At 59.2% G+C, this 11,621-nt stretch carries 11 protein-coding genes; all 11 read right to left on the bottom strand.

All coding sequences use genetic code 11. The annotated features are described in order from the left end of the window. Positions 1–187: 187 nt before the first annotated feature. Positions 188–991, bottom strand: coding sequence for an ABC transporter ATP-binding protein (locus tag ACZ5DH_RS13785; RefSeq protein WP_464254817.1), 804 nt, complete (start codon positions 989–991; stop codon positions 188–190). Next, complete coding sequence (locus ACZ5DH_RS13780) at positions 970–1,803, bottom strand: ABC transporter permease (protein ID WP_464254816.1); 834 nt, start codon at positions 1,801–1,803, stop codon at positions 970–972. Before ACZ5DH_RS13780 ends, ACZ5DH_RS13785 begins: the two co-directional genes overlap by 22 nt. Positions 1,804–1,929: 126 nt before the next feature. Next, the gene (locus tag ACZ5DH_RS13775; protein WP_464254815.1) at positions 1,930–3,024 is read right to left on the bottom strand and encodes an ABC transporter substrate-binding protein; all 1,095 of its coding nucleotides are present in this window, start codon (positions 3,022–3,024) and stop codon (positions 1,930–1,932) included. Positions 3,025–3,259: 235 nt separating this feature from the next. After that, a complete protein-coding gene (gene nifB / locus ACZ5DH_RS13770) occupies positions 3,260–4,150 on the bottom strand; it encodes a nitrogenase cofactor biosynthesis protein NifB (protein WP_464254814.1) in 891 nt (296 codons plus the stop codon). After that, a complete protein-coding gene (locus ACZ5DH_RS13765) occupies positions 4,147–4,923 on the bottom strand; it encodes a 4Fe-4S binding protein (RefSeq protein WP_464254813.1) in 777 nt (258 codons plus the stop codon). The genes nifB and ACZ5DH_RS13765 overlap by 4 nt, the downstream gene beginning before the upstream one ends. Beyond that, entirely contained in the window at positions 4,913–5,767 is an 855-nt protein-coding gene (locus ACZ5DH_RS13760; RefSeq protein WP_464254812.1) for a substrate-binding domain-containing protein, read from the bottom strand. The genes ACZ5DH_RS13765 and ACZ5DH_RS13760 overlap by 11 nt, the downstream gene beginning before the upstream one ends. Before the next feature lie 11 nt (positions 5,768–5,778). After that, positions 5,779–6,162, bottom strand: a complete 384-nt coding sequence (locus ACZ5DH_RS13755; RefSeq protein WP_464254811.1) for a hypothetical protein — start codon at positions 6,160–6,162, stop codon at positions 5,779–5,781. Between the two features lie 750 nt (positions 6,163–6,912). Continuing rightward, positions 6,913–8,331, bottom strand: coding sequence for an NADPH-dependent glutamate synthase (gltA, locus tag ACZ5DH_RS13750; protein WP_464254810.1), 1,419 nt, complete (start codon positions 8,329–8,331; stop codon positions 6,913–6,915). Beyond that, positions 8,321–9,163, bottom strand: coding sequence for a sulfide/dihydroorotate dehydrogenase-like FAD/NAD-binding protein (locus ACZ5DH_RS13745; RefSeq protein WP_464254809.1), 843 nt, complete (start codon positions 9,161–9,163; stop codon positions 8,321–8,323). Before ACZ5DH_RS13745 ends, gltA begins: the two co-directional genes overlap by 11 nt. Before the next feature lie 676 nt (positions 9,164–9,839). Next, positions 9,840–11,198, bottom strand: coding sequence for a sigma-54 interaction domain-containing protein (locus tag ACZ5DH_RS13740; protein ID WP_464254808.1), 1,359 nt, complete (start codon positions 11,196–11,198; stop codon positions 9,840–9,842). Positions 11,199–11,207: 9 nt separating this feature from the next. Further along, complete coding sequence (locus tag ACZ5DH_RS13735; protein WP_464254807.1) at positions 11,208–11,387, bottom strand: hypothetical protein; 180 nt, start codon at positions 11,385–11,387, stop codon at positions 11,208–11,210. Positions 11,388–11,621 lie beyond the last annotated feature (234 nt).

Genomic DNA, 11,621 nt, shown 5'->3' with positions numbered 1-11,621 from the left:
GAAAAATTTTATAATAATATCTTTTAATGTTTGTCATAATTCATTTTGAGCGCTTTCACCTGAACTGCCCGGCCGCTGTAGGAACAGACGTGTCGCAAAACGACGCAAGCGCGGTTTGCCCGCGCTGCGCAGAGCCGGTACGGCGTACTCAATCCGTGAGAATGTGTATTCGCAACGGTCAGTTGCGCTAGGCATCCTCCGCCGTGTCCTGCTGTTCCAGAAGCGCCAGAATGCGGGTCACAAGGCTGGCGTAGACAGGGGCGTCCCTTTGGCGCGGACGTGCCATATCCACGGAAAAGCGATCCACAATACGTCCGGGATTGGTGCCCATGACGATGATCTCGTCGGCGAGGTACACGGCCTCGTCCACGCTGTGCGTCACAAAGAGGATGGTCTTCCGGCTTTTTTCCCACACGTCGAGCAGCCGCTTTTGCAGAATGATGCGAGTGAACGCGTCAATGGCGCCAAAGGGTTCGTCCATAAGCAGCACGTCGGGATTGTTGGTCAGGGCGCGGGCAATGGCCACCCGCTGCCGCATGCCGCCCGAAAGCTCATGCGGCATGGCCAAAGCGAATTTTTCAAGCCCCACCATCGCCAGATAGCGGCGTGCCTCCTGTTCCCTTTTGTCCTTGGGCATGCCGCCGAATTCCAGCCCTATACCCGTATTGTCAACCACGTTCAGCCAGGGAAAAAGAGAATACTCCTGAAATACCATGCCGATCTGGCGGCAGGGGCCATGCTGCGGCGCGCCGCGAAACAGTATTTCCCCCTGCTCGCACGAGGCCAGCCCGGCCACCATACGCAGCAGGGTTGACTTGCCGCAGCCCGAAGGGCCGACGATGCAGACAAAACGGGAACTTTCCACCGTCATGTCCACATGGCTCAGGGCCTCCACCGGCCCGCTTCTGGTGCTGAACACCTTGGAGACGCCCCTGACGGTGATTTCCGCCTGCGCGGCGGCGCTCTGCGCTATTTTGTCAGTCGCTTCCATACAAACTTCCTGTCTTCATACAGCCTGAAGATCCTGTCCATCACCGCGCCCACAAGGCCGATGCTTATCATGCCCGCTATGACCACGTCGGTTCTGCCCACGGTATAGGCATGCGTGATCAGATAGCCCACGCCGGAAAGACTGCCCGGCAGCATCTCGGCGGAAACAAGACACATCCACGAAACCCCGAGACCGATACGCAGGCCGTTGATAATGGAAGGCGCGGCATAGGGCAGCAGCACCTTGCGAAAGATGTCCATCTGGTTTGCGCCCAGCACCCGTGCCGCGTCGGTCAGTGTTTGCGGCACAAGGCCCACCCCGTGTATGGCGCTGGTCAGCACAGGATAAAAGCCGCCGATAAAAATGATAAAAATCATTGATATCTTGATGTTGTGAAAATACGGATAGGCAGGACCAATGGGGACGGAAAAAACGTCGGCCAGACTCAGCATGCCGAACCAGGCCAGCACAAGCGGCACCCATGCCAGCGGCGGGATGGAGCGGAACAGCCCGAGAAACGTGCTCAGGGCCGTGTTGACGTCCGGCCTGTAGCCCATGACAATTCCAAGAGGAACGGCCAGAACCACGGCCACCAAATATCCCGCAAACACCCGCGCCAGGCTGATGAGGGTATTGGCAGGCAGGGTTCCCATGGAGATAAGGTCTTCATGCGGGCTGACCATGATATCCCATACCATCGGAATATCGGGCAGAATGATGTCATTTCGCACCACCTGCGCCATCACGTGCCACAGCAGCAGAAAGAGCAGGGGAACAATCAGGGGCAGAACAAAAGCTTTTGCACTTTTCATCAAAACCGACCACACGTTGATGGCTCACGTAGCGAACCGGGCCAGGGCGCACACTGCGCCCGGCCCGGTCAACCGCAGCGCCCGCCCCACAGGGAACACGGAGGGCGGGCGCGACACGCAGGGATGCTATTTGCCGTTCAGAAACCGTGGATCCACAAGGATGCCTTCCGCTTCCTTGAAGGTCTTGCCCTTCAGCGCGCCCTTGAAATACCCGGCCTTGTTCAGTTCGCTCAAATAGCCGTCAGCGCCGTCCTTCCAGCCCTCAGTAAAGCTTTGCAGAAAACGCAGGTTGGAATTCTTGCCGATCTCTTCGGGCAGGCCTATCCAGCCTGCTCCGAGAATCCCGGCGCGGCGCGTGTCTTCATTGCACCACTGCCCCGCTCCGGCCATCAGGCGGACAAAGTCACGCACAAGGTCGGGGTGCTCGGCAATGGTCTCTTCCCTGGCGGCTATGACGCAGCAGGGATAGTCCGTCCATTTTTTTTCCGGGGGCAGGTTACGCAGCATGCTGATGTCGCAACCAGCGCCCTTGCCCACCGCCGTCTGCGGAAAAGGCTCGGGCCCCACCACGGCGTCAACCTGCTTGCTGCTCAGCGCGGGGATGAGGTTGGACATGCCTTTCAGGTCTACCAGCACCACCTGCGCCTTCTGGTCCAGAGGATTGCTGGTATAGCTGATGCCCTCGGACTTGAGCGCGCTTTCAAGAATAATGATGGGCGCGCTGCTGGGCGAGTGGTAGCCAATGTTGACAGGCTTGGAAGAAGCTTTGATGTAGGCGATAAATTCCGGCCATGTTTTGGCGGGCACGTCATTGGACACGACAACGCCGCCGCTGGCCAGCACCAGGGGCGAAACGATCTTGATGGGGATATTTTTGTCAATGCCGGCCATGATGGCGGTGATGGAAGCCAGGCCTATGTCAAGCTGCTTCTGGGCGAAGAGCGTGGCGGTTTCCGAACCGCTTTTAATGACAACAATGTCAAGCACAGCCACGGCCTTGCCGTTCTTCATCAACTGGTACTTTTCCTTGGGCACCAGGGGCTGCATCCACATGCCGTCCACAGTGAACTTTTCCCCCATGCTCATGGCCGCCATGAGCGGGGTGTGGTTGGTGGTGAAAATGTAGCCGACTTTCAGCCGTGGCAGCTCCGCCGCCTGGGCCGCGACTGTCAGGGCAAGCACGAACGCGATTGCCAGAATCTTGCTGAACAGGATGCGCATATAACCTCCATCAGTTTGCCAGAGTTGCACAATGCCAAAAGCCTTTACAGCACATGGGAACCAGACCTTCGAAATTTTTTAGAGCACGTTCACTTTGAAATTGCTCTGGCGGCTGTAGGCGCGGCCACCAGAGTCATGTAACAATCCAACTGTCCGTAAAAAACCAAACCCGCCTCTCGGAGCCGCCTGGCGCTCGCAGGCATCGCCGCTCTGTGCGCACCGGGAACCGCCAGGCTTACAGGCCGAATTCCTGAGCATCGGCCCGCGTCGCGGGCGGCGCGCAGCAGATGTCTTCAAGCCGCCCGTCTTCACCAAGAAAGCCCAGGGCGTCAGCGCGGCAGCGCGTGCAGTGGCGCATCTGGGGAATGATGGCCCCGGCTTCGGCCCGCAGGCGGTGCATCATGTCCGGGCCGGGAGACGCCGTGCCGGCAAAGCGTGTGCCCGCCACGGGCAGCAGCGGTATGCAGTTCATGAGGTCGGCCCCCCAGGACGCCACGGCCGTGGCGATGTCCCGCACGTGGTCGCTGTTGACGCCGGGGATGACCACCGTGTTTATCTTGACCGTCACGCCCAGGGTTTTCAGACGTCGCACGCCTTTTTCCTGCCGCTCCAGCAACAGGGCCGCGCCCTCCCGCCCGGTTACGCGGCCGCCACCGTCGTCCACCCAGTTGTACACGTCAGCGCCAATGGCGGGGTCCACGGCATTGACCGTCACAGTCACGTGCCCCACGCCCAGTGCGGCCAGGGCGTCCGCATGCAGCGGCAAGGCCAGACCATTGGTGGACAGGCACAGGAGCATGCCGGGCAGCGCCTCGCGCAGCGTGGCAAGGGTGTCCAGCGTGCGCGTGGCGTCGGCCAGGGGATCGCCTGGGCCAGCTATGCCGACAACGCTCAGATGCGGCATGTGGGCCACGGCGCGCAGGGCCGCGTCAACGGCCTCCTCCGGCGAAAGCAGCCGGGCCGTGACTCCGGGGCGGGACTCGTTGACGCAGGAATATCTGCGGTCGCAAAAACCGCATTGCACGTTGCAGCCTGCCGCCACGGGCAGATGAACCCGGCCGAAAGACCGGTGCGCCTCCGGGCTGAAGCAGGGATGCCGCGAACTGTCCGGCTGCAGTATGGTCATGCCTTGCCCCTTGGCTTGACGCCGAAGCGTATGCAGTCCTTGGGGCATGAACCCACGCAGTCGCCGCAGTTGACGCAGTTTTCCTCATCGGGCCGCGTGCGCATGTTGCAGGCCTTTCTGCATTTGTCGCAGTCATTGCATTCCGGCGTCTTGTAAAAGCGGAAAAGGGAAAACCGCCGCACAAGTTCCAGAGCCGCGCCAAAGGGACAGGCAAAGCGGCACCAGCACATGATGACGCCCAGCCCCAGAGCCAGCACGCCCACCGTGATGACAAGGCGCAGCTGCCACATGGGGAATGCGTGTTCCCACGTCAGCATGACCGAAGGCCAGAACTCGCCCACACGCAGGGGCACGTTCACTCTGGGCTGCCCCATGGCGAACCATGCCAGCAGCCCCGCCGCCAGCATGAGGTATTTGGCCCATCTGTAGTTCTTCACGCCTGTGGGGTTTGGCCCGAACTTGAAGGGGTTGAGCGCCAGAACCCGGTTGACGAAGTTTCCCGGGCACAGCCAGCCGCAAAAAGCCCTGCCGAAGAACACGGCCACAGCCAGCCAGACTCCCCAGAATCCCCAGAACATGCGGGACGCCTGGCCGGGACAGGTTATGACCGGGCAGTTCTGACAACTGACAAAGGGCACCACAAAAGGACAGCGAAACGCGCCGTACAACCCCCATTCGCCGATAAACAGCGTGGAGGCCATCAGTACGGCCCTGTTGCACCAGCGAAGGGTCCGCAGCCTGAGGCTGGGTCGGGCGACCAGTTCATGCAACATCTTTGACCCCCAGCTTTTCGATGAGTTCCTGACCCTTGGGAGAAATGGCGGGGATAAACCCGGCCTGATCAAAAAACGCCTGGCCCTGCGGGCTGGTCAGCCAGGTGATGTAGGCGTTGGCCAGATCCTTGTCCGCCGCGTCGGCCATAAGGCCCACGGTAAAGGTCAGCGGCCCGGCGGGAAAAAACTTTTCCGGAATCTCCACCACATCAAGATGGCTGGCAAAACGCGGCATGCGACAGATGCGCCGCTCCACAATCATTGCGTCGGCCTGACCGCTGGTGACGTTTTCCACCGACCGCTGCACACAGGTTCCCTGTTCCGGCACATTGGCCAGCACCTTCTGGGTCAGGTCAGCGGCCTTGAGCAGGCCCATGACGGCCTGCCCTCCTGGCGGCGACGCCTCCTTGGCCATGGCCACGCGCACGCCTTTGCGGGCGAGATCCTCAAGGTCGGCGATGCCAGCGGGGTTGCCCTTGGGAACCGCGATCACGTAGCTTGTAAAGCACAGAGGTTTGAACGCGAGCATTTTTCCCGCCTTGCGCAGGCGTTGCGCCAGCGCGAGCACACGCCCGGCAAAAACCTCGGTATGCCCGCTGCCGCTGAGCAGGGATTTTCCGAGAGCCCCGGCAAAGGCCCCGGTGTAGACAATCTTGACGCCGGATTGCCGTGTGTATTCGTCATGCGCCGGGCACATGGCCTCGGCAAGGCCGCCGCACGACCAGACCTGAAGGGTGCCCCCGCTTGCGGCTTGTGCGGCCTGTGGCGTGATGATCGCGGCGCCCGCTGCTCCCAGAGAAAGCGATTTCAAAAAACCGCGACGACCGTTTTTTCCTGCATCCATAACAGCCTCCGTCAAAAAATGTTGGACAACGCGCCCTGATCCGTCCTTTTGCCTGGTGTGCGGCCATGCCGGCGCGCACCTGAAACAATATGAGTCCACAACGCCGCTGCTGCCGACACCATAAAACGCCGTACCCCGCCATAGGGCATGAAGCATTTTTTCCGCCCCAAAATAAAAAAGGTTTCGCATTTACATGCGAAACCTGCGCTGTGAAAAAGATCTGTCGCAACCCTGCCTTGCAGGGCTGGAAAATAATTAGAGAGTGGCCCTGCTTGAAGGATGACGCGAGACAGCCTGTCCCACAGCGCCGCAAAGTCAGGTTCCACCGGATACCATAAGGCCGGATCGCCGCGCGGATGGCGCAAGCGCTCCTGTCCTGCGGGTATCAGGAACATGCGGGATATGGGAACAAATGCGCGTCATGCTGTCCATGCTGTGTTGCAGTTTTTAGCCAACAGTGAACGCTGTGCAGAAAACTCCCCTGCCAGACGCCCGACGATGCCGCCGTACTCAATAAAAACAGGTTATCATTGCGGATACACATTATCAACGTTGACGGCGTGCGCCCGCCACGGCGCGCAACAGCGCGGGCAGACCGCGTCAGCTCCTTCACACCGGGCGATTGCCCGCGCAGCCGCCGGAACAGTTGCACTATGCGGTTGCGGTATGAAGTTGTTTGCATCAGTTGATTCAAATTACGATGAAACTTCCGTGGCGGCAAGCATCCTGAGCGCCGCAGTCAACTAAATCAGATCAGCTTTGACATGCTGCACATTGCAAAGGGCGTCATTCTGCCGAAAAATGCCATTTTCGGGGAACCTGCGCCACCTTGCGGGGTGCCGCACTCGCGTGCAACGTCAGGGCATTTACCCCTTTTCAAAGATAGAATGCTCTCATTACCGCATGTGCCGCTAGGCGCGGCGGCAGGAGCCTGCTCTGACAGGCCCCTGCCGCGCCGCTATTTCAAGCTGTATCTAGTACCATGTCACACTTAAAACTACTCATTCGATGCGTTTTAAGTGTGAAGATCGCCAAGCAAAAAATGCGATTTTTGCTTGGCTCACGCCGCCTGTGGCGGCGAGCCGGGCTTGATCGCCCGGCGGCTAGCACGCCGCTCTATACGAATTTTTAAGTGTTACAGCGTACTAGCCCAGAAGCCGCTTCACAATCTCCTGCCCGGCCTTGCGGCCCGCGCCCATGGCGAGGATGACGGTGGCCGCTCCGGTGACGATGTCGCCCCCGGCAAAGACGTTGGGAATGGACGTTTCGCCCGTTTCTTCATTCACCTCGATGTAGCCCCACTTGTTCTGTCTGAGCCTGGGGGTGGCGTCCAGAAGAATGGGGTTGGAACGTGTGCCCAGCGCCACGATGGCAAGGTCCGTGGGCAGGTCGAACACTTCGCCCTCAATGGCCACAGGGCGACGACGGCCCGAAGCGTCGGGCTCGCCAAGCTCCATTTTTTGCAGGGTAACGGAAGTGAGGCGCATTTCGGCGTCGCCGTTGAAGCGTACCGGGGCCGAAAGCATGGCGAACTGCACGCCCTCTTCCTCGGCGTGTTCCAGTTCTTCAAGACGGGCGGGCATTTCAGCCCTGGTGCGGCGGTAGACGATGTGTACGCTTTCAGCCCCCATGCGCAGGGCGGTGCGGGCCGCGTCCATGGCCACGTTGCCGGCGCCGAAGACAGTGACGTTCCTGCCGGGAAAAGCCGGGGTGTCCTGCTGCGGAAAGTCGTAGGCCCGGCCAAGGTTCACGCGGGTAAGGTACTCGTTGGCCGAAAACACGCCCACCAGGTTTTCGCCGGGAACGCCCAAAAACATTGGCAGGCCCGCGCCCACGCCGATAAAGACGGCATGGTGGGTTTCAAGCAGTTCGTCCACCTCGACGGTGCGGCCGCCAACGGAGTTGAGGTGAAAGTCCACGCCAGCCAGGCGCAGACCGTCAATTTCTGTGGCGACCACGTTCTTGGGCAGACGGAAGGCGGGGATGCCGTAAATCAGCACGCCGCCGGGCTCGTGCAGGGCTTCGTACACGTCGACCTTGATGCCCGCCGCGGCGCAGACGCCCGCACAGGTGAGGGAAGACGGGCCGGAGCCGATGCAGGCAACCTTGAGGTCGCCGCGCGGCAGGGCGCAGGAATTGATGCCGGTGACCTGCTCGCAGGCCGAGGTGGCGATATAGGTGTCGGCCACAAAGCGCTCAAGGCGGCCGATGGCCACTGGCTGGCCCTTGGCCCTCAGAACGCACTTGCCCTCGCACTGGTGTTCCTGCGGGCAGACGCGGCCGCATACGGCGGGCAGGCTGTTGGTGCTTTTGATGATGCGGTAGGCGGCGTCCATGTTGCCAACCGCCGTTTCGCGGATAAAGTCGCGGATGGGCACTTCAACCGGGCAACCACTGACGCAGAGGGGCTTTTTGCACTGGAGGCAGCGCTTGGCCTCTTCGATGGCCATTTCCCTGGTGTACCCCAGGGCCACTTCGTCAAAATTCGTGCGCCGCACCTCGGCGGGCTGACAGGGCATATCCACCCTGGGGGCTACGGGCTTTTTGGGGGTCTTAGTTTCCATGAGCAGTCCTCTGATAGTCGTCGATGGAGACCTTTTCCTGTTCGCGATAGGCGGCCAGGCGGCGGCGCAGTTCGGGAAAGTCCACTTCGTGCCCGTCAAATTCGGGGCCGTCCACACAGGCGAACTTGGTTTTGCCGCCCACGCTGACGCGGCACGCGCCGCACATGCCGATGCCGTCAACCATGATGGGGTTGAGGCTGACCGTGGTCCTGACGCCAAAGGGGCGCGTGGTTTCGGCCACGGCCGCCATCATGGGCACGGGGCCCACGGCCACGACTTCAAAGACGCTCTTGTCTTTTTCGAGCCTGTCGCGCAGAAGGTCCGTCACAAGCCCCTTGTGCCCGTAACTGCCGTCATCGGTGGAGATGAGCAGCTCGTTGACAAAGGATTTCAGCTCGTTTTCAAAAAGCAGCAGATCCTTGCTGCGCGCGCCGATGACGCCCACGACCTTGTTGCCCATGCGGGCATGGCCCTTGGCAATGTGGTGCATGGCGGCAATGCCCGTACCGCCGCCCACGCAGATGACGGTGCCTTTCTTTTCAATATGGGTGGGGTGGCCCAGAGGGCCGCAGACATCAAGGATGTCGTCGCCTACATTGAGAGCTTCAAGCAGGGCCGTGCTTTTGCCCATGACCAGATACACAATGGTGATGGTGCCGTTTTCGGCGTCAGTATCAGCAATGGTAAGGGGGATGCGCTCCCCGGTGGGGGTCATGCGCAGCATGACAAAGTGGCCGGGTTTGCCCTTGCGGGCGATTTCCGGTGCATCAAGCACCAGCTTGCTGGTTTTGCCTGGGATCAGGCTTTCCTTGTGCAATATGCGTGTTGGCATAGGCTCTCCTTCCCTCAAGGGGCACGCCAGCGCGAACGAACGTGCCCGGTATAAGTGCTGCCTGCTTACGATCAAACTGGCCGGACACAATTTTGCATAAAGCGTGCCTGATTGTCTGAAGCTTTCCAACGTCCCTTGCTGCGGCATTGACGGCGTAACAGGCACAAAGCTCCGTTACTGCCCGCTTCCATCATCCGTTCACCGTGAAATACCTTAAGACTTCATGAACGCCCACAGCCGCACTGGCGTTCACCCGAGGCAGCCCCGTAATTGCGCGCCGCAGCGGATGCGCCATACTCTCCAAAAGCTTTCTGCCCGAGGACGCGCGCCCAGGGACGCCCGTTCAGAAGCAATCGCAACGTGTGGGGCGCCTGCATCTGCGGCTGGGTAAATTCATAGGGAAATTGCCCTGCGGCTGCGGGATCTGGCGCTTGGCGGGAAGGCCCGAGCGCAGAGTCTCTGCGCTGTCAGAGCCGGAACGGGTATGTCCATTGCCTTGAGAGAGCGCCTTCTCAGGGTTGCTTTGCGCCAGATCAGATTGATTTTGAAAGACTGCATAGTTCAATTTGTCATTCTGCCGAGAATTGCGATGTCCGGCAGAATCCACGCCACGGTGCGGCGAGCCGCACTCGCATGCAGCATGAGAGCATGTACCCTTTTTCAAGGGTAACGTACGCTAAAGCTTCTTGGGCACAAAGCTTTTCGCGTTGATGCCGAACTTTTTGATCTTATAGGATAAAAGCTGGGGCGAAATTCCAAGCAGCCGGGAAGCCAGGCTTTTATTGCCGGCCGCCTTGCCCAGCGCGTCCAGAATGGCGACCTGCTCCATATCCTTACGACTTGCCAGCAAATTTTCAGAGGCCGGGATTGGCACCTCAAATACGCTTTTTTTGTCCTTTGCATCAGGAACCGCCTGCACGTCGGCAGCAACCGACGGCACCGCTTTTACGCTGAACGCCGCGGCAGCGTAACTTCCGGCGGGGGCCTGGTTTGTCGTGACCGGGGCCGTGTCAGGAGGAAAAATATCGGGGCAGGCCTTGGTAAGCTGCTCGACATCCAATACGGAGACGCCCTGGCCAACGCTTATGGCCGCCTCAAGCACATGTTCCAGTTCGCGCACGTTGCCCGGCCAGTTGTGCGTCGACAGCAGGCCCAGTGCGGCTTCAGAGAGTTGCGGCGGCGGGTTCAGCGGATTCGGATTATGCTTGGCGAGAAAATGACTGGACAGCGGAACAATATCGTCCATTCTACTTCTCAGCGGCGGCAGGAATATTTTTATGGCCCCCAGACGATAGTAGATATCCGGGCGCAGGGCTCCTGTGCTCAGCAATTCTTTTGGCTGCTGGCCCACCGCGCACAAGATGCGAACGTCTATATCTTTTTCGGCGGCATCCCCCACACGCCTGATCTTCTTTTCCTGCAGGGCCCGCAACAGTTTGCTTTGCAAAAAAATCGGCATGGAGTCGACTTCATCCAGAAAGAACGTGCCCCCGTTTGTGGTTTCAAAAAGCCCGGGCTTGTCAAGCGCCCCGGTAAACGCGCCCCTGGATGTGCCAAAAAGGATGCCCTCAAGGAGCGGCTCGGGCACGGCCGAGCAGTTTATGGCTGTGTACGGTCTTGCGCGCCGGACGCTCCCATAATGTATGGCCTGGGCAAACACCTCCTTGCCCACGCCCGTTTCACCAATAAGCATCACGGAAGCCGATGAGGTGGCCGCCACTTCCGCCATGCCCACAGCCTTTCGCAATTCCTGGTTCATGCCGACAATGGACGCAAAGGAATAATGCCTGTCAGTAGTCAAAGCTCTTTTTCGACCGGGGGCCTTGCTGCCCTGGGCCTCGATCACGTGCTGCACATTTTCCATGTGGCGGGCAAGGTCCGTGTAGCCGATGCTGTAGCACACAACGCCAAGGAGTTCTTTTTCCTTTGTATACAGGGGGTATATTGTGCACGTTGAGTACACAAGGTTGCCGCCGCGCGTAAAGTAGTAATAAACCTTGTTTTCTATTGGCACTCCGGTCCTGAGTACCTGCATGGCCGGACTTCAATCCTTGGTGAATTTATACACCTCATACATTTTGCGCCCCAGGGCGTCGTCAATCTCGATCCTGTCAATGGCCGATTGCGCCTTGTTGTAATACACAAGGGTACCGTCCACATCCGCAATGATCAGCCCGATGTCCACACTGTCAAAGAGCATCTCAAACATCTCTGTATATTTCATAATAGCGCTCGGCTTTTTTGTTCTCATGTTCGCGAAACTCCTTTGCCGTTCGGCAGGTGTTGGGCGTCTATGGAATGCTGACCAATTTAAAAATAATTTTTAAAAACATAAAAATTATTTTCAATTATTAAAATATATACTCTCTGCACACAACCGCGCCTCGTCGTAACCTTTATCATTTTTATGTGATTTATTTCACTATTTGGGCACGATACCGGCGTTCTTTCATCCTGA

The organism is Desulfovibrio simplex (assembly GCF_055387835.1).
This window is presented reverse-complemented; position numbering and strand designations above follow the sequence as displayed.